Raw genomic sequence first — 22,825 nt, 5'->3', positions numbered from 1 at the left:
CACCGGAACGGGCCCGGCCCGGGCGGCTCGAAAGCCGTCCGGGCCGGGCCCGTCGTCACGAAACGTTCGCCGGCTACTCCGTGTCCGCCTCGCCCGTCCCCCGGTGCCCCAGCCCCGAGCGGGCCGTGGTGGGGATGGTGCCGAGCCGGCCGGCCTGGAAGTCGTCGAAGGCCTGCTGGAGCTCCGCGCGGCTGTTCATGACGAACGGGCCGTAGTGGGCCATCGGCTCGCGGATCGGCCGCCCGCCGAGCAGGACGATCTCCAGGTCCGGCGTGTGCGCGTCCTGCGAGGCGTCGGCCCGTACGGTCAGCGAGCCGCCCTCGCCGAAGACCGCGGTCTGCCCGGTGTGGACCGGCCGCCGCTCCTCGCCGACGGTGCCGCGCCCGGCCATGACGTACGCGAGGCCGTTGAAGTCCTCGCGCCACGGCAGGGTGAGCTGGGCGCCCGGGGTGACGGTGGCGTGGATCATCGTGATCGGCGTGTGGGTGATGCCGGGGCCCTGGTGCCCGTCCAGCTCACCGGCGATGACGCGCAGCAGCGCGCCGCCGTCGGGGGTGGTGAGCAGCCGGACCTTGCCGCCGCCGATGTCCTGGTAGCGCGGGGGCATCATCTTGTCGGCAGCCGGGAGGTTCACCCACAGCTGGAGGCCGTGGAACAGGCCGCCGCTGACGACGAGCGACTCCGGCGGGGCCTCGATGTGCAGGAGGCCGGAGCCGGCGGTCATCCACTGGGTGTCGCCGCCGTTGATGACTCCGCCGCCGCCGTGGCTGTCCTGGTGGACGAAGGTCCCGTCGATCAGGTACGTGACGGTCTCGAAGCCGCGGTGGGGGTGCCAGGGGGTGCCCTTGGGCTCGCCCGGCGCGTACTCCACCTCGCCCATCTGGTCCATCATGATGAACGGGTCGAGGTACTGGTAGTTGATGCCGGCGAACGCGCGCCGCACCGGGAATCCCTCGCCCTCGAAGCCGCCCGGGGCGGTCGTCACGGCCAGCACCTTGCGGGCCGTGACCCCCTGGGGCTCGGCCACCCGCGGAAGGGTCAACGGGTTCTCGACAGTCACTGCAGGCATGGTCGGACCTCCTTCTGCGTCGAGTTTAGTTGAAACTCGAACTTTCTGCCACCCGTACGAACGGAAGGCCCCCGGGGATCATTCCCCGGGGGCCTTGGCCCGTAGCGGTGGGGCGCTCGGCAGGCCTCCTATGGCTCAGCAGGAGTCGCGCGACGGCTCAGCAGGGGTCGATGTAGTGGATCGGGCCCCAGTTCACGCCCCACCGCTGCTCGGAGTAGGCCCCCGCGGTCCAGCTGAGGATGGTGTACGACTGGTTCTTCAGCTTGGCCCGGGTGCCCCCCGTCTGGTTGTTGATCCAGGAGCCGTTGGTCGTGGTCCACGGGATGTACGTGTTCGTGTTGCACCGCTCGGCACTCCGGCTGTCCCCCGTGAACTCGGGCCCGGAGAAGGTGCAGAACCAGTAGTACGAGCAGCCGGCGAGGGCGGTCGGGGCCGCCGGGTTCAGGCTGCGCGCCTTCCGCTCGCCCGGCAGCGCGAGGACCAGCGTGCCGTTGCCCTCGTACGTGATCTCGTTCGCGGCGGTCTGCCGGCCGCCGGCCTTGGCCAGGTACCCGTCCAGCCGGGCCTGCAGCGCCTCGGCCTGGGCCGCGCTCAGCCCTGCCTTCCTGGCCTGCGCCCCGAACCGGTCCACGGCGGACCCGTCCGCGGCCCCGGCCGACGCCGTCATCCCGAAGAGCACTGCGCACACCGCGGTCAGCGCGGCAACCGCGATTCGCCACGGACCGCGGCGAGCCGTACGACGTCCTGTCACGATCAGTCTCCTTGTCCGACCGGTCGGATCCCCCGTTGGTCTCCTCCCGTGCCGCCATGCTCCGCCGCGCCCGGCGGCGGCCGCGATCCTTTCGGCGCTGCCCGAAAGGACCCGGAAGACCCCCGGAGGGCCGCCGGAAAGGCCCCGAAGGGACTCAGCGGCCGCTGCGCAGCAGGTCCACGCCCAGGCCGGTGGCCGAGTGCAGGACGGCCTTGCCCTCGCGCTCCGTCGTGATCAGTCCGGCCGCCCGCAGGGTGCGGGTGTGCTCCGAGGCCGACGGCAGGGAGATGTCGAGGTCCCGGGCCAGCTCGGTCGTCGTCCGGCCGCGGACCAGACACTGGAGCACGGCCGCCCGGGTCCGGCCCAGCAGCGCGTCCAGCGCTCCGTCCGCCGGAGCCGGACCGGCCAGCGGGAACGGGGTCATCGCCGGGTAGCACAGGACGTACGAGCCGCCCGGATGGTCGGCCAGCAGCGGGCGCCCCGTCCAGAACGGCGAGGGCATCAGCATCAGCCCGCGCCCGCCGAGCCGGACCTCGTAGCGGGGCGGCAGATCCACCTCCAGCGTCGTCCCCGACCAGCGGGCCAGGGGGTGCGTACTGGCCAGCGCCGCCTTGATGCCGTGCCCCGCCAGCAGCCGGGAGCGCCAGGCCACGTCCGCCTGGAAGCACTGCCGGATCTGCTGCCAGTGCGGGGCGATCACCGCCTCGTACCCGGCACGCAGGGCGGCATCCAGTTGGTCCCAGGCCGTGGGGTCCGCCCGCCACAGCCCGCGCAGCCAGGAGTCGGACCCCGGCGCCCGGCCGGCCGTGCGCCGGAGCTGCGGGAGCGTGAGCCGCCCGGCGGAGGCCCGGACCGCCTCCAGGGCCCCGTCCAGGTCGGGCACGAAGGGCTCCACGAACTGGGGGTTGTCCCCGTCGGGCCGCAGCAGGTCCAGCAGCGGCCGGACCGGACCGGGCAGCTCACCGGCCAGCCGCCGGCGCCAGCGCCCGAAGACGGCCTGCTCGTCGGAGCGCTGCCAGGCGACGAGCGCCACCGCCAGCTCGATCAGCGGGAACGGTTCGGCGATGAAGGTGACGTTGAGCAGGTCCTCGGCACTGAAGTGCACCCGTAACACGCACCACCCCCTGCGAGGCCGACGGCCGCACCCCGTGTACGGCCGTACCGGTCGTGCTGCGTCCTGCCCTGGCGGCCGCGGCGGCCCGGCGGGACGTCCTAGCCGTACATCCGCCGCATCGCGTAGTCGACCATCTGCTCGACGGCCTTCGCATCGAAGACCATGCGGTGGTCGCCCTCCATGTCGAGGACGAAGCCGTAGCCGGTCGGGAGGAGGTCGATCACCTCGGCGCCGGTGATCACGAAGTACTTGGACTCCTTGCCGGCGTACCGGCGGAGCTCCTTGAGCGTGGTGAACATCGGGATGACCGGCTGCTGCGTGTTGTGCAGGGCCAGGAACCCCGGGTTGTCGCCGCGCGGGCAGTAGACCTTGGACGTGGCGAAGATCTGCTGGAAGTCCTCGGCGGAGAGCGACCCCGTCGTGAACGCGCGCACCGCGTCGGCCAGCGACGGCGGCGAGGGCTCCGGGTACAGCGGCTGCTCGTAGCCGCCGGCCGACTGCTGCGGAGCGGCGTACTGCTGCTGCCCCGCGTGCCCCGCGCTCACGTTCTGGTCATAGCCGTACATGCGCCAGAGACTACCGATTCACCCGCCCGAGCACCGCCCTGCGGGCGGAGCCTGGCGCAAAACGGCGCAGACCGCTTGAGCCCCGTCACATCGGCGCTCCAGGGGTTGCCGTTATTACCGGCGGGTAGCATGATTTAGCTACTTGCTGGTAGATGTAACCGACCCGCTTACGGAGCCGTCGCCATGGGGCACTACAAGTCCAACCTTCGAGACATCGAGTTCAACCTCTTCGAGGTGCTCGGCCGCGACAAGGTGTACGGCACCGGACCGTTCGCGGAGATGGACACCGAGACCGCCAAGGACGTCCTGTCCGAGATCGCGCGCCTGGCCGAGAACGAGCTGGCCGCCTCCTTCGAGGACGCCGACCGCAACCCGCCGGTCTTCGACCCGGCCACCAACACCGCGCCGGTCCCGGCCTCCTTCAAGAAGAGCTACCAGGCCTTCATGGACTCCGAGTACTGGCGGCTGGGCCTGCCCGAGGAGATCGGCGGCACCACCTCGCCGCGCTCCCTGGTGTGGTCGTACGCGGAGCTGCTGCTCGGCTCGAACCCGGCCATCTGGATGTACTCCTCCGGCCCGGCCTTCGCCGGTGTGCTGTTCGAGGAGGGCAACGAGGTCCAGAAGAAGATCGCCCAGATCGCGGTCGAGAAGCGCTGGGGCTCCACCATGGTCCTGACCGAGCCCGACGCGGGTTCGGACGTCGGCGCCGGCCGCACCAAGGCGATCCAGCAGGAGGACGGCTCCTGGCACATCGAGGGCGTGAAGCGCTTCATCACGTCCGGTGAGCACGACATGGAGGAGAACATCCTCCACTACGTCCTCGCCCGCCCCGAGGGCCACGGCCCCGGCACCAAGGGCCTGTCGCTCTTCCTCGTCCCGAAGTTCCACTTCGACTGGGAGACCGGCGAGCTGGGCGAGCGCAACGGCGTGTACGCCACCAACGTCGAGCACAAGATGGGCCTCAAGGCCTCCAACACGTGCGAGATGACCTTCGGCGACCAGCACCCCGCCAAGGGCTGGCTGATCGGCGACAAGCACGACGGCATCCGCCAGATGTTCATGATCATCGAGTTCGCCCGCATGATGGTCGGCACGAAGGCCATCGCGACGCTCTCCACCGGGTACCTGAACGCGCTGGAGTACGCCAAGGAGCGCGTGCAGGGCCCGGACCTCGCGAACTTCCTGGACAAGACCGCGCCCAAGGTCACCATCACGCACCACCCCGACGTCCGCCGCTCGCTGATGACGCAGAAGGCGTACGCCGAGGGCATGCGCGCCCTGGTCCTGTACACGGCCACCGTCCAGGACGAGATCGCCGTCAAGCAGGCCGCGGGCGAGGACGCCTCCGCGCTCGTCGGCCTGAACGACCTGCTCCTGCCGATCGTCAAGGGCTACGGCTCCGAGAAGTCCTACGAGCAGCTGGCCCAGTCGCTCCAGACCTTCGGCGGCTCCGGCTACCTGCAGGAGTACCCGATCGAGCAGTACATCCGCGACGCCAAGATCGACACCCTGTACGAGGGCACCACGGCGATCCAGGGCCAGGACTTCTTCTTCCGGAAGATCGTCCGCGACCAGGGCGCGTCCCTGAACATGCTCTCCGAGACCATCAAGAAGTTCCTCGCGGAGGGCGAGGGCGGCGAGGAGCTGGCCGCCGCCCGCGACGCGCTGGCCAAGGCCGCCGTGGACCTGGAGGGGATCGTCGGCCACATGGTCGCCGACCTCACCGCCACCGGCGAGGACCTCAAGAACATCTACAAGGTCGGCCAGAACACCACCCGCCTGCTGATGGCCTCCGGTGACGTGGTCGTCGGCTACCTGCTGCTCCGCGGTGCCGCGGTGGCCGCCGAGAAGCTGAAGACCGCGTCCGCCAAGGACACCGCGTTCTACCAGGGCAAGATCGCGGCGGCGAAGTTCTTCGCCTCCCAGGTCCTGCCGGGCGTCACCGTCGCCCGCACCCTGGCCGAGGCCGTCGACAACTCCCTCATGGAGCTGGACGAGGCCGCGTTCTAGTCGGGTCCGCCCCGGCTTCTCCGCCTGGTACCGGCCCCAACCGGAACCAGTACCGGAACCCGCACAGGGGGCCGGGGAGCTGCGTCACGGCAGCACCCCGGCCCCTTTTGTCAGCCGTCCGTGGCAGTCTCTAGGCATGAGTCCGCAGGAACAGCACAGCAGCCGGGGGTACTCCGTCCCCACCGGGCGGCCGTTCCAGCTCAAGGAGCTGCACGGCAAGATCGGTTCCCTCGGCGACCAGGTGAGGGAGCTGTACGACGGCGCCCACCCCGCCGAGTACGAGCCCGTCGCCGACGCCCTGTACGCCGCCTTCCAGACCGCCGCGGGGCTGGCCCCCGTGAAGAGCTACACCGGCTGCTCCGAACACCCCAACGGAGCGCTGGACCCGGAGGCCCCCGACGGCTGGGGCCGCTGCCTGATCTGCAACGACCGGCGCCGCCGCGGCCTGCGCCGGACCGGCGGCCGGGTCTCCGGCCCCGCTCCGGCCGAACAGCAGCGCCGCCTCGGCTACCCCGTGCCGGAGGGCCCGTACACCGTCGAGCAGTTGCGCACGTGGGTCGGGAAGGTGCAGGAGCAGGCGTTCCACCTCGGCGTCACCTCGCCGGGTGACGCCTTCGTGGACGTGGCCGACGACCTCCACCGGGCGTTCATCGTGGCCCGGGAACTCTCCCGGCCGCGCAACGCCTCCGGGTGCGCCGAACACCCCGGCGCGCCCATCGACCCGGACGCGCCCCCCGGTGAGGCCTGTATCTTCTGCGCCGGACGGAAAAAGCGCGCACAGCGCTCGCCCCAGACCCCCGAGATGCTGCCGCGCATCCGCCGGGGGGAGCGGCGGCAGCTGGGCCGGCGCTTCGACCGTCCGTCGGGCTGAGGGCGCGGCGGGGCGGCCCTGTGCGGATGCCCCGGCGGCCTGCGGAGCCGCACCGATCGTGCGCCTCCGGCCACCCTCCGCACTCCGGACCTCGTGACAACGACCGTCGTTAAGGTGAACCACATGAGCTCTCCCGCCCGCTTCGACCGCGGCCACACCGACGACCTGATGACCTTCCTGGCGGCGAGCCCATCGCCGTACCATGCCGTGGCCAACGCCGCCGAACGGCTGGAGAAGGCCGGGTTCCGCCAGGTGTCGGAGACGGACGCCTGGGATGCGGGCACGGGCGGCCGGTTCGTGCTGCGCGGTGGCGCGATCATCGCCTGGTACGTGCCCGAAGGCGCCTCCGCACACACCCCGTTCCGCATCGTCGGCGCCCACACCGACTCGCCCAACCTGCGCGTCAAGCCGCAGCCCGACCTCGGCTCCCAGGGCTGGCGGCAGATCGCCGTCGAGATCTACGGCGGCACCCTGCTCAACACCTGGCTGGACCGCGACCTCGGCCTCGCCGGCCGGCTGACCCTGCGCGACGGCAGCCACCGGCTCGTCAACGTGGACCGCGCCCTGCTGCGCGTCCCGCAGCTCGCCGTGCACCTCGACCGGTCCGTCAACTCCGACGGCCTCAAGCTCGACAAGCAGCGCCACATGCAGCCCATCTGGGGTCTGGGCGAGGTCACCGAGGGCGACCTGATCGCCTTCCTGGAGGAGGAAGAGGGCCTGCCGCAGGGCGAGGTCGCCGGCTGGGACCTGATGGTCCATTCGATCGAGCCGCCCGCCTACCTGGGCCGCGACCGCGAGCTGCTGGCCGGCCCGCGGATGGACAACCTCCTGTCGGTGCACGCCGGTACGGCCGCGCTGGCCGCCGTCGCCACCAGCGGCAAGCTCGACCACATCCCCGTCCTTGCCGCGTTCGACCACGAGGAGAACGGCTCCCAGTCGGACACCGGCGCGGACGGGCCGCTGCTGGGCAACGTGCTGGAACGATCCGTCTTCGCCCGCGGCGGCAGCTACGAGGACCGGGCCCGCGCCTTCGCCGGCACCGTCTGCCTGTCCTCGGACACCGGTCACGCCGTGCACCCCAACTACGGCGAGCGGCACGACCCTTCGCACCACCCGCGGGCCAACGGCGGCCCGATCCTGAAGGTGAACGTCAACCAGCGGTACGCCACCGACGGCGCCGGCCGGGCCGTGTTCGCCGCCGCGTGCGAGCGGGCGGGCGTGCCGTGGCAGACGTTCGTGTCGAACAACTCGATGCCGTGCGGCACCACCATCGGCCCGATCACGGCCGCCCGGCACGGCATCCAGACCGTCGACATCGGCGTGGCGATCCTGTCGATGCACAGCGCCCGCGAACTCTGCGGCTCCGACGACCCGTTCCTGCTGGCGAACGCCCTCGTCGCGTTCCTGGAGGGATGACGGCGGCACTGACGCCGCAACGGCCGCGGACCGCCGGGTGAGGGCGGTCCGCGGCGGCGGGCGGGCGGTGGCATCCGCCGCCCGCCGGGGTGTTACGCGTCAAGCCCCGCCAGGACCAGCGGCAGCCGGGTCGCACCGCCGGCGGTGACCTTCACCGGCACGCCCCAGTCCTGCTGGTGGACGTGGCAGGCCGGGTACTCGTTCGCCGGGTCGTCGTCGCAGGACGCGGCCATCGCGGAGACGTGCAGCACGCCCTCGGTGACCCCGTCGGCGAGCAGCAGCTCGCGGGACAGGTCGGTGCCCTTGCCCTCGCCCTCCGCGAGCAGCTCCGGCGGGGTGGCGGAGACCAGCAGGCGGGTGGAGGGCCCGTACCGGGTGTCCAGCTTCTGGCCGGCCGGGGCCTGGAAGACGATGTCGAGGCGGAGCCGGCCGGGGCCGACCTCGGTGGCGGCCCGCTGGGTGCGGTACGCGGCGGACTCGACGCGGACGGCCTCCTCGGGCAGCCGCAGCCGGGTCAGCCGGTGCCGGGCCGACTCGACGACGACGATCTCGTCCCCGTCGAGCACGGCCCCGCTGGGCTCGCGCAGGTCGGTGGCGAGGGTGGTGACCTGGCCGGTGGCCGGGTCGTAGCGGCGCAGGGCGTGGTTGTACGTGTCGCAGACCGCGACCGAGCCGTCCGGCAGGGCGGTGACGCCCAGCGGGTGCTGGAGCAGGGCCTGGGCGGCGTCGCCGTCGCGGTGCCCGAAGTCGAAGAGGCCGGTGCCGACGGCGGACCGGACCGCGTAGCCGTCGCCGTCGCGTTCCACCCAGCGCAGGGCGCTGGTCTCGGAGTCGGCGAGCCACAGCCGGTCGCCGGCGGCGGCGAGCCCGGAGGGCTGGGCGAACCAGGCCTCGGCGGCCGGGCCGTCGACCAGGCCCTCGTTGGTGGTGCCGGCGGCGACCGCGACGGTGCCGTCCGCGGGGTCGTACGTCCACAGCTGGTGGACGCCGGCCATGGCGATCCACACCTTGTCCTGCCACCAGGCGACGTCCCACGGCGAGGACAGGTCGACCTCCAGGGCCGGGCCGGCGGTGGGGGAGCCCTGCCACCACTGGCGGCCGGTGCCGGCGACGGTCGTCACGACGCCGGTGTCCGGGTCGAGGCGGCGCAGGGCGTGGTTGACGGTGTCGGCGACGATCACGGAGCCGTCGGGCAGCAGGCACAGGCCCTGCGGCTCGTTGAACGCGTCCGGCCCGAAGCCGCGCTGCCCGCTGCCGATGCGGCGGACCACGGTCTCGCCGTCGGGCGCGGTCTCCACGAGCTGGTGGCGGGTGGAGTCGGAGACCAGCAGGTTGCCGGACGGCAGGACGAGGGCCTTGCCGGGGAACCGCAGGTGGGTGGCGACCGGCTCGGGAGCCACGTACGGGCCGTCGCCGCGCCGCAGGGTGCCCTTGGCCTCGTGCTCGGCCTCCAGCTCCTCGACGAGCCGGGCGATGGCGTGCGCGTGCCCCTCGCCGGCGTGCTGGGCCACGACGTAGCCCTCGGGGTCGATGACGACGAGCGTCGGCCAGGCCCGGACCGCGTACTGCTTCCAGGTGGCCAGCTCCGGGTCGTCGAGCACCGGGTGGTGCACCTCGTACCGCTCCACGGCGTCCACCACGGCCTGGTGCTCGGCCTCGTGCACGAACTTCGGCGAGTGCACGCCGACGATCACCACGGTGTCCCGGTGCTTCTCCTCCAGCTCGCGCAGCTCGTCGAGGACGTGCAGGCAGTTGATGCAGCAGAAGGTCCAGAAATCCAGGATCGCGATCTTGCCGCGCAGGTCGGCGAGGGTGAGCTGGGCTCCTCCGGTGTTGAGCCAGCCCCCCTTCCCGACCAGCTCGGGGGCACGGACACGGGCACGGCGGGGCGCGGGCGCGGGGGTGGGCGCCGGGGCGGCATCGTTCATCCTTCAAGCTTGCCACCTGCACGTGAACGCCCTGTGACGTGCCCGGTGGGTGGACTCGGGTGGCCTCCCCGTCCCGGCCGTCAGGCGGTGAACGCCCGCAGGGAGCGTATGAAGGACGCCACGAAGGACTCGCGGGTGGCCGCGTCCAGGAGGTCGAGGGAGAGGTACGGGTTCAGGTCCTCCAGTTCGACGAGCAGCAGCTCGCCGGTGTCCTTCGTGCGGCAGGCGTCGACGCGCTGGATGCCGTGGTCCAGGCCGTTCCAGTCGATGAAGGTGCGGGCGAAGGACAGGTCGGCGGCGGTCGGCCGGTACGGCTCCAGCAGCCAGCGGCGGTCCGGGTCCGGCGCGTGGAGGGCGTACTGGAAGTCCCGGTCCACGAAGTAGAACGACACCTCGTACGCGAAGTCGATGCGGGGCTGGATCAGCACCTCGCCGTCCGCACCGGCGGCCTCGGCCGCCGGGTCGGCGGTGAAGACCAGTCCCACCGAGTCCGCGCCCTGCTTCGGCTTCACCGCGTACGAGGCGGCCGCCGGCAGCCGGGGCACGTCCGCCGCGCGGTCGACCGTCGGGATGACCGGCAGGCCCGCGGCGGACAGGTCCGGCAGGTACTGCTTGCCGGCCTGGTCGGCCCGCCCGGTCAGCGGGTTGTAGACCCGGGTGCCGCGGGCCAGGGCGGCCGCGCGGAACGCTTCGTACGCCTCCCGGTAGTGCAGGACCGGACCGCTGTTGCGGACCACGACCGCGTCGAAGCCGTCCATGAGGGCGGCCGCGTCCCGCGGGTGGCACAGCGCGACGGCGAACTCCTCGCGCAGCCGGGAGGTCAGGAACACGTCCTCGTCGCCGTACCGGCGGCCCTGGGCCGGGTAGGCGAGGTCGGTGACGTAGAGCAGGCGTGACATGGCCACACGCTAACCGGAATCCCTCGTACCCGGCAGGGGCGGCGGAGACCGCGGGGCGGGCGGGGCGGCCGAGATGGCAGAGAAGCGGCGGGCCGTCCGGGACGGGCCCGCAGAGCAATCCGGAAGATGTACCGGCAACCGGTCGGTACCTACGGTCGTGGCACCTACTCACTGGAGGGTCCCCGATGGCGACCGCATGCCCCTTCGCGCTCGACCGCACCGGCACCGACGTACATGCCGAGAACGCCAGCCTGCGCGCCCAGGGCCCGGTGGTCCCGGTGGAGCTGCCCGGGGGCGTGCACGCCTGGACGGTCGTGGACCACGCCGTCGCCCGGCAGATGCTCAACGACTCCCGGTTCGTGAAGAACCCGCAGGCGTGGCCGGCGTTCGCGAACGGCGAGATCCCCCCGAGCTGGCCGCTGATCAGCTGGGTGGTCATGGACAACATGACCACGCACGACGGCGCCGACCACAGCCGGCTGCGCCGCCTGGTCTCGCAGGCGTTCACGCCGCGCCGGGTCGAGGCCTGCCGCCCGATGATCGAGAAGATCACCACCGAGCTGCTGGACCGGCTGGCCGCCACCCCCGAGGGCGAGGTCGTCGACCTGAAGGGCAAGTTCGCGTACGCGCTGCCCGCCGCGGTGATCTGCGACATGTTCGGCGTGCCCGCCGAGCGCCGGGCCGAGGTGCTGAAGGGCGGCGAGGTGACCACGAGCACCGCCCTCACCGAGGAGGAGGCGGCGGCGAACGTCGCGCACTGGCACCAGGCGCTGGGCGACCTGGTCGACGCGAAGCGCCGGGAGCCGGGCGAGGACCTGACCAGCGTGCTGATCGACGCGGCGGACGGGGAGGAGCGGCTGAGCCACGAGGAGCTGGTCGGGACGCTGTTCCTGATGCTCGGGGCGGGCTCCGAGACGGTGATGAACCTGCTGTGCCACGCGGTGAAGAACCTGAAGGCCAACCCGGACCAGCTGGAGCTGGCGATGAGCGGGAAGGTGGCGTGGGAGGAGGTCGCCGAGGAGGTCATGCGGGTCCAGTCGCCGATCAACCAGCTGCCGTTCCGGTTCGCGGTGGAGGACGTCGAGCTGGGCGGTGTGCGGATTCCTGCGGGGCAGCCGATCCTGATGGGCTTCGGTGCGACCGGGCGGGACCCGAAGCTGCACGGTGCGGATGCGGATCGCTTCGACATCACCCGGCCCAACAAGACGCACCTGTCGCTGGGTCACGGTGCGCACTACTGCATGGGCGCCCCGCTGGCCCGCATGGAGGCCGCGATCGCCCTCCCGGCGCTCTTCTCCCGTTTCCCGGACCTGGAGATCGCCGTCCCCGACGAGGCGCTCGACCCCATGCCGTCCTTCATCATGAACGGCCCCCTCACCCTCCCGGTCCGCCTCGGCCACGAGGTGGTCCCGGCCTGACCGACCCTGCCGCCCCCGGGGCTCCGCCCCGTACCCCGCGCCTCAAACGCCGGCGGGGCTGACTTCGCCGGGCGGGGTCCAGAAGCGGCCCCTCCGGCGCCGGCTGCCCACCGGGCGGGGGAAATTCCAGCCCCTCCAGGGGGTACCTCCCGGCCCCCTGGGGCTGGGGGAGTTTGAGGAGCGGGGTTTGGGGCGGAGCCCCAAGGCAGGCCGGCCGGCGCCGGCTCCCGGGCTCCGCCCGGACCCGCGCCTCAAACGCCGGCGGGGCTGGATCTGCCCCACCGGCTGCCCACCGGGCGGAGCGGCTGGATCTGCCCCGCCGGCTGCCCACCGGGCGGGGCGGCTGGATCTGCCCCGCCGGCTGCCCACCGGGCGGGGCGATTGCAGCCCCTCCGGCGCTTGAGGAGCGGGGTCCGGGCGGAGCCCCGGCAGGGGAGCCGCCAGGGATCAGGCGGGCGGGATCAGGCCCAGGAGGCGGTCCTTGAGGGCGGGGAAATCGGCGCGGGTCCGGGCGACCAGGCCCGGGTCCAGGTCGACGGTCAGGACCTGCTCCGACGGCCCGGCCTCGCCCAGGACCTCACCCCACGGGTCGACCACCAGACTGTGCCCCGCCATCTCCACCCCCGCATGGGTCCCGGCACCCCCGACCGCCAGCACGTACGCCTGGTTCTCGACCGCCCGCGCCCGCGCGAGCAGCGTCCAGTGCCCGCGCCGCCGCTCCGGCCACCCCGCGGACACCACCAGCGCAGTGGCCCCCCGGTCGACCAGCCCCCGGTACAGCTCCGGGAACCGCAGGTCGTAGCACGTGGACAGGCCCAGGACGAACGACGGCACGGACACCGTCCGCAGCTCGTCCCCCCGCCCCATCATCACGGCCTCCCCCCGGTCGAACCCGAACCGGTGGATCTTCCGGTAGGACGCGGCGAGCGCCCCGTCCGGCGCGAACACCAGCGTCGTGTTGTACAGCGTCCCGTCGGCGTCCCGCTCCACGATCGACCCGGCGTGCAGCCACACCCCGGCCTCCCGCGCGGCCTCCGCCATCACCGCGTACGTCGGCCCTTCCACCGGCTCCGCCGCCGCCCCGAACTCCTCGTAGTCGAAGGCCCCGACGGGCCACAGCTCGGGCAGCAGCACCAGTTCCGCGTCGCCCTGCGCCCGGACCAGATCCGCCGCGCGGAACCGGCGGGATTCCACCGACTCGCCCTCGTTGACTGCGATTTGGATCAGAGAAGCGCGCACAGTACCACCGTCCTGGCTGCAAGGCCGTCGACTCGGGGCCCATATCGGGGCCTACGATCGTCACACGAAAGCACTGCCGGGGTGCCCCCGAGCAGCGTAAATTTGGGATTCCAGCCTCCCACCCGCCACGAGTTCCAGTCGCCACTGATCAGCAGCACGAGGGGTTCCGTGACCGTCCATCCCGCCATCCAGCCCTACGTAGACGCCTGGAACCACGCCATCGAGGCGATATCCGAGCTGATCGCCCCGCTGCCGGACGCCGACTGGAACCGCGCCACCCCCTGCCCCGGCTGGTCGGTGCGTGACGTCGTGTCACACGTCATCGGCCTGGAGACGGAACAGCTGGGCGACCCGCGGCCGATCCACTCGCTGCCGCGCGACCTCCGGCACGTGGTGGACGAGGCCAGCCGGTACATGGAGGTGCAGGTGGACGCCCGCCGCCACCACACCTCGCTGGAGATCACCTCGGAGCTGGAGTACACGGTCATCCGGCGCGCCCGCCAGCTGCGCAACGACAAGCGGGACCCCGAAACGGCCACCGGCCGCGGCCCGTTCGGCGAGGCGATACCGCTGCCCCGCGCCCTCCAGCTGCGCGCGTTCGACGTCTGGATCCACGAGCAGGACCTCCGCACCGCCCTCGGCGTCCCCGGCAACCTGGACTCCCCCGGCGCCCACATCGCCTGCGAGATCATGCTCGGTGCCCTCCCCCGCGTGGTCGCGAAGAACGCGGGCGCCCCGGCCGGCACCGCCGTCGTCATCGACGTGCACGGCCCGCTGGAGTTCATGCGGACCGTACGGGTCGACGCCGACGGCAAGGGCAGCATCGACGGCACGCCCTCCCTGGGCCCGGCCGTGACCCTGGCCACCGACTGGGAGACGTACTTCCGGCTGGCCGCGGGCCGGCTCCGCCCGCAGGCCGCCGGCGACCGGCTGAAGGTGGACGGCGATCAGGACCTCGCCGACGCGATCCTCCGCGAGTTCGCGATCACTCCCTGACCACCGGCCGCCTCGGCGGCCCGTTCCCGTTCGCGGCGCAGGGCGTGCGGCCGCAGCCGCAGGATCTGCGCCGCGCCCAGCGCCTGGAGCACGAACACCGAGCAGAACGCGAGCCGGTAGTCGTCGCCGGTGGCGTCCAGCAGCAGGCCGACGGCGAGCAGCGTGGTCATGGTGGCGAGGAAGCCACCCATGTTGGTGATGCCCGAGGCGGTGCCCTGCCGGGCGGCCGGGTTGGCGGGCCGGGCGAAGTCGAAGCCGATCATCGAGGCCGGTCCGCAGGCCCCCAGCACCGTGCACAGCGTGATCAGCAGCCACATCGGGGCATGCGCACCGGGATGCGCGAGGACGGCCGCCCACAGCGTGCCGGTGACGCCGACCGTGCCGAGGGCGAGCGGGATCCGCGCGCTCTGCCGGCGGGCCACCAGCTGCCCGTAGACCAGGCCCAGCACCATGTTCGAGGCGACGGTCAGGGTCAGGAGGGCGCCCGCCGTGTTCCGGGACAGCCCCTGGTCCTCGACGAGGAACGGCATCCCCCACAGCAGCAGGAAGAACATCGCGGGGAACTGGGTGGTGAAGTGGACCCACAGCCCCAGCCGGGTGCCCGGCTCCCGCCAGGACTCGGCGATCTGCGTCCGCACGTAGCCGGTGCCGCCGGCCCGGACGGCCGGCTCCGGCTCGTGGCCCTCCGGGTGGTCGCGCAGGAAGAGCAGCAGCGGCACGAGGACCACCAGCCCGGCGGCGGAGCTGCCGGCGAACGCGGCGACCCAGCCCACGCCGTGCAGCACCGGCGCGAGGACCAGCGTGGAGACCAGGTTGCCCGCCATCCCGACCAGCCCGGCGAGCTGCGCCATCAGCGGCCCGCGGCGCGGCGGGAACCAGCGGCTCCCCAGCCGCAGCACCGAGATGAACGTCATCGCGTCCCCGCAGCCGAGCAGCGCGCGGGCGGCGAGCGCCATGCCGTACGAGGGGGCGAGCGCGAAGGCCAGCTGCCCGGCGGTGAACAGGACGGCGCCCAGCGTCAGCACCTTCTTGGTGCCGAGCCGGTCGACCATCAGGCCGACGGGTATCTGCATGCCCGCGTAGACCAGCAGTTGGAGCAGCGAGAACGTGGCGAGCGCGGACGCGTTGACGTGGAACCGGTCGGCGGCGTCCAGTCCGGCGACGCCCAGGCTGGTGCGGAAGACGACGGCGACGAAGTAGACGGAGACGCCGATCGACCAGACGGCCACGGCCCGGCGGCCGCCGGGGGGTTCGGGAGTCGCCGTCACCGGGCTGCCACCCCCTGGAGGAGCTGCTCGGCGCGGCTCAGGTGGGCGCGTACGGCCGCCGCGGCCCGCTCGGCGTCACCGGCGCTCAGGGCGGCGTGGATCTCGGTGTGTTCGGCGAGGTTCCGCACCATCCGGTCCGGGTGCATGTGCATGACGGCGACGCCCATCCGCAGCTGCCGGTCGCGGAGCTGGTCGTAGAGGCGGGACAGGATCTCGTTGCCGGCGCTGCGGACGATCTCGGCGTGGAAGGCGCGGTCGTCCTCGGCGAAGGCGGCGAGGTTCCCGGCCCGTGCGTGTCCGGCCTGGCGGGCCAGCAGGTCCGCCAGCCGCTCCAGCAGCGCCGGGGAGGCGGGCACGGCGCGGCGCGCGGTGTGCTCCTCCACGAGGCGCCGGGTCTCGACCACGTCGGCGATCTCCTGCGCGGAGACCGGCAGCACCAGCGCGCCCTTCTTCGGGTAGAGCTTGATCAGCCCTTCCGTCTCCAGCCGCAGCAGGGCCTCCCGGACCGGGGTCCGGGAGACTCCGACGGCCTCGGCGATCTCCCCCTCGGTGAGCAGGCTGCCGCCGGCGAACGTGCGGTCGAGCACGCCCTGCTTGACGTGCCGGTAGACCCGGTCGGCGGCGGGCGGCTGCTTGGCGGGCGGCCGTACGGCGGACGGCTGTGCGGCGGAGGGCTGCGGGGCGAGCGGCTGTGCGGCGGACGGGGCCGGGGACGGCGAGGCGGAAGCGGCGGCTGGCGGCATGCACACAGCATAGATACAACAGCCCGCCGGCTCGATCCCCTGCCCGGCATGCGGACGGCGGGCCCGCGCCCGCGGGCCGCCCGGGAGGAGACCGACACCCTCCGGTTGCACACAAGGATGTACGCCGCTCTCGTCCACCCGCACGACGCCCGGGGCCCGTTCCGACGGGAGCCTTGAGTCATGTCGAATTCCCTGCGGGCCGCCGCCGAGGCGCCCTCCGCCACCTCCGCCGCCCCTGCCGGCGGCCGCCGGATCCCGCTGCTCGACGTACTGCGCGGAGCGGCCATCCTCGGCACCCTGATGACCAACGTGTGGATCTTCGCCGGCACCGGATCGGAGTGGGCGGTCCTCGACGGCCTCTCGACCGAGGGTGCGGGGATCCCCGAGACGGTGTTCCGCTTCCTCGCGGACGGCAAGTTCCTCTCGCTGCTGACGATCCTGTTCGGCGTGGGCCTGGCCATCCAGTACGACTCGGCCGGGCGGCGCGGCCTGCCGTGGCCGGGCTCGTACCGGCGCCGGGCGTTCTTCCTGTTCGCCGAGGGCACCCTGCACTTCCTGCTGGTCTTCGCCTGGGACGTGCTCATGGGGTACGCGGTCACCGCGCTGCTGGTGGCCTGGCTGCTGGCCCGCTCGGAGAAGGTGCAGCGGCGGGCGATGTGGATCGCCGGCGGCCTGCACGTGACGCTGATGTCGCTGGTGACGGTCGCCCTGGCGGCCGGAGACAGCGGCGGCCCGGCCGCCCCGCCGAGCACCACCGCCGTCGAGCTGTACGCGCACGGCTCCTGGTTCGACCAGATCCGCTTCCGCGCCGAGAACGCGATCGCGCTCCGCATCGAGCCGGTGTTCTCCTTCGGCCTGCTGGTCTTCCTCTTCCTCCTCGGCGTACGGCTCTACCGGGCGGGCGCGTTCGGCCCGGACGCCCGCGGCCGCCGGATCCGGGCCAGGCTGGCCGGCTGGGGCCTGGGCCTCGGCATGCCGCTCGGCGCCGCCGCCATCGTCGGCGGGGACGCGTACTTCGCCCTGGGCCGGTACGTGATCGCTCCCGTGGTCGCCCTCGGCTACATCGGCCTGATCGGCGTGGTCATGGACCGCGTCCGCACGCCGGGACCGGTGACCGTCGCGCTCTCCTCCGTCGGCCGGACCGCACTGTCCTGCTACGTCCTCCAGAACCTGCTGTGCATGCTGGCCTGTTACGGGATCGGGCTGGGCCTGGCGGAACGTTTCGCGGGCGACGGGCCGTACTGGGTGATGGGCCTGTGGGCGGTGGTCTGCGTGATCCTGACGGCGAGTTCGTGGCTCTGGCTGAAGCGCCACCCGATCGGCCCACTCGAATCAGTACAGAAGCGACTCATCGGGCGCTGAAGATTGCGAAACGATCACGAAAGCACTTTCGGGTGCATCCTTTGACCGCCTGACGGTGTCTCCCTTTCAAGGGCCCGCACCGCAGGCGGTCCCTCACCCCGGTCAAACCCACTGGGGTGTCACCGATTTCGGGGACGTCCTTTGATAACCAGCCTCATGCGCGCGCGCCGGGCCGCGGCCGTCACGTTCACCGCCGGAGCCGTCCTGGCCGGCACGGTGGTGGCGATCACGCCCGCTCAGGCCGCCGCTCCGACCGTGACCGCGTCCGGCGCGTTCATGTTCAACCCGGGCACCGGCAAGACGCTGTTCAGCAAGGCTGCCGACACCAAGCGCCCGATGGCGAGCACCACGAAGATCATGAGCGCGCTCGTGGTCCTCCAGACGCCCGGCCTGGACCTGAACCGCAAGATCACGCTCACTCAGACCCACATCAACTACACGACGTCGGTCTACGGCAGCAGCGCCCACATCTTCGCCGGCGACAAGCTGACGACGGCGGGCATGCTGAACGCGATGCTCGCACCCTCCGGGTGCGACGCCGCCGCCGCACTGGCCGACGCCTACGGCAAGGGCACCAGCTTCACCGCCCGCAAGGCCAACTTCATCTCCCAGATGAACGCCAAGGCCAAGGCCCTCGGCCTGGTCAACACCAAGTTCGACTCCTTCGACGGCAACTCGCCGACGAAGAACAACTGGACCACCCCGCGCGACCTGGCCAAGCTCACGCAGATCGCGCTGAAGAACGCCACCTTCGCGTCCATCGTGAAGACCCCGTACGCCAAGGCGACGGCGACCGCCTCCAACGGCAAGCCGCGCTGGTACACGTGGAAGAACTCGAACCTGCTGATCCGTCCCACGACGGACCCGCAGAAGGGTTACGCCTACCCGGGTGCGGTCGGCGTGAAGACGGGCACCAACACCCCTGCCGGCCCCTGCCTCGTGTTCGCGGTGACGCGGAACGGAAAGACCGTCATCGGCGTCCTCCTCAACGACGCCAACCGCTACACCTCCGCCATAAAGCTCGGCAACTACGCCTTCGGTACCCAGTACCGGATGCCGCAGAAGCCGATACCGGACACCGAGGACTGAGTCCGGTCGCGTGACTGAAGGGGGTCGGGGTGCCACGGGGGCACCTCGGCCCCCTTCGCCCTGTCGCCTAGGCTGCGGGGCATGAAGGTGGTGGGGACGAACCCGTACGGGACGGCGGCGCTCTGGCAGGCGCCCAGCCACGTCGAGCGGGCGTTGTACCAGGCGAAACTGCGCGGTGACTGGCCCGCCTACTTCGACGTACTCGCGGCCTCGGACCTCTTCATGATGCAGAGCCGCAAGGACGTGGACGAGCGGCCCCGCAGCACCGTCTTCCACCCGTACTGGAACCCGCAGCTGCGCGCGCAGTGCCTGGCCGTCTACACCGCCGGGATGCTCCCGCCGCCGGTCGCCGACCCGGTGTACTGCGCGTACGAGCTGGACTGGTTCGCGCAGACGTGGAACGAGCGGGACCCGCAGTGGCTCGTGGTGAACCCCGGCAGCCCCTGCGAGGGCGTGCTCCCGACCGGCCCGGAGGCTCGGGCGCTGTGGCGGCGGCACGCGGCCGGGGTGGAGTCGGTTGGCCTTGAAGGCGGCCGGGTGCACACGCTGTCCGTCGGCGGCCCGCTGCGCGGACCGGTGGCCTTCGGCCTGGCCTGCGGGGCCCACATCGCCGTCACCAACGGCCGGTTCTGGAACTCCCTCGCGTACCACGGCATCGGCTACAAGCTGGAGAAGCAGACCCTCAAGGAGTGGTGGGGCGTCACCAGCCGGGCCGACTGGCTGAGCGCCCAGGAACGCCTTCTCGACGCCGACATGGTCAGCGGGGTGTGGGAGTTCGTCCTCGGTCTGCGCCGCCAGATGGCCCGCGACTTCGCCGGTCCGGTGGGCCTGGACCACTGGCGGGAGGCGGCCGCGCACGTCATCCGCGCGGGCGCGGAGGAAGCCGCCCAGCCGGTGCTGACGCCCGACGGGGTCACCCAGGGCCGCCCGCGCGCGGCCGCGGAGATCGACGGGCAGATCGCGGGCGTCCAGCGGCTCATCGGCCGGATCGCCCGCTACGAGTCCCGCTTCCGCGCGGACGGCCTGCTGCCGGAGCAGGGGTACGTACGGTCCGCCGAGGCCTGGGACTACGGCCGCGCCTCGGGCATGGCCCGCTGGGGCCTGGCGGCCGGCTACTGCACGCTCGCCGAGACGGAGTCGGCGGTCCTGCGCGCCGGCCGCCTGGTCAAGGCCAACTACGACTCCTGGCAGGACTTCTCGGCGGCGTACATCCTCGGCCGCTGCCTCCACTTCGACGAAGAGCAGTTCGGCAAGTGGTACGCCTCCGCCCTCACCACCCACCGCGCCCTGACCACGGACCCGTCCAGCCCGTGGCTCAACCTGCCGTGGGAGTGACGGCCTGAAGGAACGGCGCCCAGGCCGCCGCCGCAACGGTCACGACGGGCCCGTCCACCCGCTTGCTGTCGCGGACGGCGACGACGCCGGGGATGTTGCGGGCGACTTCCACGCACTCGTTGATCGGGTCGCTGTGAGTGGACTTCATGAACTTGAACTCAGCCATCGTCAGTTCCCTTTGAGGGTCTCGATCAGCGCTCTGGAGTCGTGCGGCGAGAGGCTCAACCTGCATACGTCATCGAACGCCCGACGGTACTGAGCGGAGCCCTCCTTGCTCTCAGCCCACTCGGTGGACATGAGCCTCTCGGCAAAGCCAACGTCCAAGGCGTCAGGTTCCTCGAACGAGAGTACGTTGAACGCACCGGAAAGCCCCGCGTGTGCACCGACGCGGAACGGCAGAACCTGGATGTGGACGTTGGGTAGGTGCGATGCCTCCAGCAGATGCGCCAGCTGTGCTCGCATGACCTCCGGGCCTCCGACCTGTTGGCGCAGCGCCGCCTCCCAGATGACGGCATGGAGGTACAGCGGGTCGTCACCCCACAGCCGACGCTGACGCTTCAGCCGCCCTTCGACCACGTTCTCGATCTCTTCCGGGCGGTCTTGCCACCAGTCGCCGCTGACGACCAGCGCCCGCACGTACTCAGGGGCCTGGAGCAGGCCGGGGATGTATGCGGCCTGCCACGTTCGCACGTGCGTGGCAACGTCCTCCATCGCCACGTACTCGGCCATCGAGCTCTTCCCGAAGTACTCGTGCCACCATCCCTTGGCCCTGCGTCGCTCACGGTCGAGCCGAGCCAGTTCGAGCAGACGGTCAACGACCACGGGGTCCGTCTCCCCGTAGCAGTGGCACAGGGCCCGCACATCGGGGTCCCGCATCGGCACCAGTCCGCGCTCCATCTTCGCGACCTTGGCCACTGAAGCCGTCAGCGCCTCCGCCGCGTGCGCCTGGCGCAGATCCAACGCCTCGCGCATCCGCAGCAGTTCGCCGCCCAACCGGCGGCCGAGGGCCGTGGAAACGGACACCCCGCGGTCCGGGTTGCTCCCTGCCATGCCGCTCCCTCCCTCCGAGTGCGCCCAGTCTGCTCTGCCTCCCCGACACCCCACAACTCGGGCATAAAAATTTCTGCCTCGTTCGATTGATGCCCGACAGACTCTCTCGCTACCGTCTGTGTGTCATCGCTTACGCCCCGCGCGGAACGCGGAAGGCATCGCGCTGCCCTGCGCGACAACGCCACCGCGGCGCCCGCACACGAAAGGTGCGCATCGTGCTCGCACACATGACCCGCCACGACGTGGTGAACTACCCGCCCCGGTTGGACTCCGTCACGGCGGCCCGGCGGCGGGCCGCCTGGCTGGCGGTCGCGTGGGGGTGGGCTCAGGCCGCCACCGACGTCGCGCTCGTGACCAGTGAGCTGACCACGAACGCCCTGCTGCACGGCAGCATGAGCGACCGGTTCATCAGGGTGGAGCTGGCGCTCACCGAAGCCGGGCTGCTCCGGGTCGCGGTCACCGACCCGAAGGGGGAGCGGCGGCCCGAGCTGCAACACGTCGGCGCCGACCGCCGCTTCGGCCGCGGGCTGCACATCGTCGACGCGCTCAGCCGTCACTGGGGAGTGGACGACCGCACGATCGGCAAAACCGTCTGGGCCGAACTGGCCGCACCCGTTCCCACGTAACGGCCGCCCCACTATCGTGCGGCGCCGTGGATCTCTTCCTCACCGCCGTCAGCGGGCTGGCCTGGACGCTCGTCTACGTCTCCGCCATCCGCACCGGATTCGCGCAGCGCACGTACGCCATGCCCGTCGCCGCGCTCGCGCTGAACTTCGCGTGGGAGACGACGTACGCCGTCACCGAGTGGCAGCACGGGCCGTCGCTCCAGGGCGTCGTCAACGTCGTCTGGGCCCTCGCCGACGTGGCGATCGTCCACACCTATCTGGCGTACGGCCGAGCCGAGTTCCCCGCCTTCCTGACCCGGTCGCTCTTCGCCGGCTGGAACGTCCTCCTCTTCGGCACCGCGTTCGCCCTCCAGTGGCTCTTCCTCGCCCACTTCGGCCTGCACGACGCGAGCCGCTACTCGGCCTTCCTGCAGAACCTGCTGATGTCGGTCCTGTTCATCGCGATGTTCGCGTCCCGCGCCGGCGGGCGGGGCCAGACCCTCACCATCGCGGTCTCGAAATGGCTCGGCACCCTGGCCCCCACGATCCTCTTCGGCGTCCTGGAGGACGCCCCCTTCATCCTCGCCCTCGGCCTCCTGTGCAGCGCCTTCGACCTGGCCTACATCGGCCTGCTGCTCCGGGACCGGCGCGAACGCTCCGCCGCCCCCGCGACAAGAGGGGGGTGAGGCCGCCGCCGGGGTGGCCCTGGCGGAGAGTGGGGGACGTGGTCTCAGACGAACAGCTGCTGGTCCGGGCTTCGGCACCGGACGGCAGCGCGGCCTTCGAGGAGCTGGTGCAGCGGCGGTCGGACGCCCTGTACCGCTACCTCGCCCGCCGGGCTCCCGACGCGGCGGACGACCTGCTCGCCGAAACCTGGCTGGAGGCCTTCCACGGACGGGCCGGGTTCGATCCGGAGCGCGGCACTGCCGCGGCCTGGCTCTACGGCATCGCCCGCAACGTGCTGGCCGGGCACTGGCGCAGGCAGGCCCTCCGGCAGCAGCGGCTGCCCCGGGCCGAGGCCCCGGCCGGCGACCCGTGGGCGGCGGTGGACCGGCGGCTACGCCGCGGCCGTCGCCCCCGTCCTGCGCGACACCCT

Annotated in this window: 21 protein-coding genes and 1 pseudogene; 11 read left to right on the top strand and 11 right to left on the bottom strand. The window is 72.1% G+C overall.

All coding sequences use genetic code 11. From position 1 onward, the window contains the following. Nucleotides 1-73: 73 nt before the first annotated feature. From LG634_RS00965 to LG634_RS00950, 4 genes are all read right to left on the bottom strand, one after another. Nucleotides 74-1,069, bottom strand: a complete 996-nt coding sequence (locus LG634_RS00965) for a pirin family protein (protein WP_226731597.1) — start codon at nt 1,067-1,069, stop codon at nt 74-76. Between the two features lie 157 nt (nt 1,070-1,226). Continuing rightward, complete coding sequence (locus tag LG634_RS00960) at nt 1,227-1,820, bottom strand: hypothetical protein (protein WP_226731596.1); 594 nt, start codon at nt 1,818-1,820, stop codon at nt 1,227-1,229. Between the two features lie 154 nt (nt 1,821-1,974). Then, complete coding sequence (locus LG634_RS38125) at nt 1,975-2,925, bottom strand: ArsR/SmtB family transcription factor (RefSeq protein ID WP_226731595.1); 951 nt, start codon at nt 2,923-2,925, stop codon at nt 1,975-1,977. A 107-nt stretch (nt 2,926-3,032) separates the two neighbouring features. Further along, nucleotides 3,033-3,500, bottom strand: coding sequence for an SseB family protein (locus tag LG634_RS00950; RefSeq protein ID WP_226731594.1), 468 nt, complete (start codon nt 3,498-3,500; stop codon nt 3,033-3,035). Between the two features lie 183 nt (nt 3,501-3,683). On the opposite strand from LG634_RS00950, the gene LG634_RS00945 reads away from it, so the two are divergent. From LG634_RS00945 to LG634_RS00935, 3 genes are all read left to right on the top strand, one after another. After that, a complete protein-coding gene (locus LG634_RS00945; RefSeq protein ID WP_226731593.1) occupies nt 3,684-5,510 on the top strand; it encodes an acyl-CoA dehydrogenase in 1,827 nt (608 codons plus the stop codon). 136 nt (nt 5,511-5,646) lie between these two features. Next, nucleotides 5,647-6,381, top strand: coding sequence for a hypothetical protein (locus LG634_RS00940; RefSeq protein WP_226731592.1), 735 nt, complete (start codon nt 5,647-5,649; stop codon nt 6,379-6,381). Nucleotides 6,382-6,504: 123 nt separating this feature from the next. Further along, nucleotides 6,505-7,797 (top strand): M18 family aminopeptidase, encoded by a 1,293-nt coding sequence (locus LG634_RS00935; protein WP_226731591.1) that lies wholly within the window; start codon nt 6,505-6,507, stop codon nt 7,795-7,797. A gap of 92 nt (nt 7,798-7,889) precedes the next feature. Here the strand turns inward: LG634_RS00935 and LG634_RS00930 are convergent, their stop codons facing one another. Both LG634_RS00930 and LG634_RS00925 read right to left on the bottom strand, forming a co-directional pair. Beyond that, nucleotides 7,890-9,725 carry an NHL domain-containing thioredoxin family protein gene (locus tag LG634_RS00930; RefSeq protein ID WP_226731590.1) on the bottom strand — a complete coding sequence of 612 codons (1,836 nt, stop codon included), beginning with the start codon at nt 9,723-9,725 and terminating at the stop codon, nt 7,890-7,892. An 80-nt stretch (nt 9,726-9,805) separates the two neighbouring features. Continuing rightward, complete coding sequence (locus LG634_RS00925; RefSeq protein ID WP_226731589.1) at nt 9,806-10,624, bottom strand: ATP-grasp domain-containing protein; 819 nt, start codon at nt 10,622-10,624, stop codon at nt 9,806-9,808. Between the two features lie 185 nt (nt 10,625-10,809). Between LG634_RS00925 and LG634_RS00920 the strand changes: the two genes are divergently transcribed. Further along, nucleotides 10,810-12,042 carry a cytochrome P450 family protein gene (locus tag LG634_RS00920; protein WP_226731588.1) on the top strand — a complete coding sequence of 411 codons (1,233 nt, stop codon included), beginning with the start codon at nt 10,810-10,812 and terminating at the stop codon, nt 12,040-12,042. A 447-nt stretch (nt 12,043-12,489) separates the two neighbouring features. On the opposite strand, the gene LG634_RS00915 is transcribed toward LG634_RS00920, so the two are convergent. Beyond that, nucleotides 12,490-13,281, bottom strand: coding sequence for a carbon-nitrogen family hydrolase (locus tag LG634_RS00915; protein ID WP_226731587.1), 792 nt, complete (start codon nt 13,279-13,281; stop codon nt 12,490-12,492). A 168-nt stretch (nt 13,282-13,449) separates the two neighbouring features. Between LG634_RS00915 and LG634_RS00910 the strand changes: the two genes are divergently transcribed. Further along, nucleotides 13,450-14,277, top strand: a complete 828-nt coding sequence (locus tag LG634_RS00910; RefSeq protein ID WP_226731586.1) for a maleylpyruvate isomerase family mycothiol-dependent enzyme — start codon at nt 13,450-13,452, stop codon at nt 14,275-14,277. Here the strand turns inward: LG634_RS00910 and LG634_RS00905 are convergent. After that, nucleotides 14,229-15,545 (bottom strand): MFS transporter, encoded by a 1,317-nt coding sequence (locus LG634_RS00905; protein ID WP_226731585.1) that lies wholly within the window; start codon nt 15,543-15,545, stop codon nt 14,229-14,231. The two genes, LG634_RS00910 and LG634_RS00905, sit on opposite strands and share 49 nt — an antisense overlap. Next, nucleotides 15,542-16,288, bottom strand: coding sequence for a GntR family transcriptional regulator (locus LG634_RS00900; protein ID WP_226731584.1), 747 nt, complete (start codon nt 16,286-16,288; stop codon nt 15,542-15,544). The genes LG634_RS00905 and LG634_RS00900 overlap by 4 nt, the downstream gene beginning before the upstream one ends. 180 nt (nt 16,289-16,468) lie before the next feature. Here LG634_RS00900 and LG634_RS00895 point away from each other — a divergent pair, with 180 nt between their 5' ends. The 3 genes from LG634_RS00895 (at nt 16,469) to LG634_RS00885 (ending at nt 20,074) form a co-directional block, all read left to right on the top strand. Next, nucleotides 16,469-17,650: a DUF418 domain-containing protein gene (locus LG634_RS00895; protein ID WP_226731583.1), complete on the top strand. Its 1,182-nt coding sequence runs from the start codon at nt 16,469-16,471 to the stop codon at nt 17,648-17,650. A 156-nt stretch (nt 17,651-17,806) separates the two neighbouring features. Beyond that, a complete protein-coding gene (locus LG634_RS00890; protein ID WP_226731582.1) occupies nt 17,807-18,739 on the top strand; it encodes a D-alanyl-D-alanine carboxypeptidase family protein in 933 nt (310 codons plus the stop codon). 81 nt (nt 18,740-18,820) lie between these two features. After that, a complete protein-coding gene (locus LG634_RS00885; protein WP_226731581.1) occupies nt 18,821-20,074 on the top strand; it encodes a DUF1266 domain-containing protein in 1,254 nt (417 codons plus the stop codon). Here the strand turns inward: LG634_RS00885 and LG634_RS00880 are convergent. Together LG634_RS00880 and LG634_RS00875 are read right to left on the bottom strand one after the other, a co-directional pair. Next, the gene (locus LG634_RS00880; RefSeq protein WP_226731580.1) at nt 20,055-20,240 is read right to left on the bottom strand and encodes a DUF397 domain-containing protein; all 186 of its coding nucleotides are present in this window, start codon (nt 20,238-20,240) and stop codon (nt 20,055-20,057) included. The genes LG634_RS00885 and LG634_RS00880 overlap by 20 nt on opposite strands. A 2-nt stretch (nt 20,241-20,242) precedes the next feature. Then, nucleotides 20,243-21,124, bottom strand: coding sequence for a helix-turn-helix domain-containing protein (locus LG634_RS00875; protein WP_226731579.1), 882 nt, complete (start codon nt 21,122-21,124; stop codon nt 20,243-20,245). Nucleotides 21,125-21,339: 215 nt separating this feature from the next. Here LG634_RS00875 and LG634_RS00870 point away from each other — a divergent pair, with 215 nt between their 5' ends. The 3 genes and pseudogenes from LG634_RS00870 to LG634_RS38120 form a co-directional block, all read left to right on the top strand. Then, a complete protein-coding gene (locus LG634_RS00870; protein WP_226731578.1) occupies nt 21,340-21,750 on the top strand; it encodes an ATP-binding protein in 411 nt (136 codons plus the stop codon). Between the two features lie 26 nt (nt 21,751-21,776). Beyond that, nucleotides 21,777-22,415, top strand: a complete 639-nt coding sequence (locus tag LG634_RS00865; protein WP_226731577.1) for a transmembrane-type terpene cyclase — start codon at nt 21,777-21,779, stop codon at nt 22,413-22,415. Next, nucleotides 22,328-22,657 (top strand): annotated as a pseudogene (locus tag LG634_RS38120) (RNA polymerase sigma factor); the annotation flags it as partial. The gene LG634_RS00865 and the pseudogene LG634_RS38120, both read left to right, overlap by 88 nt. Nucleotides 22,658-22,825: the final 168 nt, after the last annotated feature.

This window comes from Streptomyces bambusae (genome assembly GCF_020532645.1).
GTDB classification, from domain to species: domain Bacteria; phylum Actinomycetota; class Actinomycetes; order Streptomycetales; family Streptomycetaceae; genus Streptomyces; species Streptomyces bambusae.
Note: the sequence above shows the minus strand (reverse complement) of the source record. Positions and strands in the feature narration are given on the sequence as shown.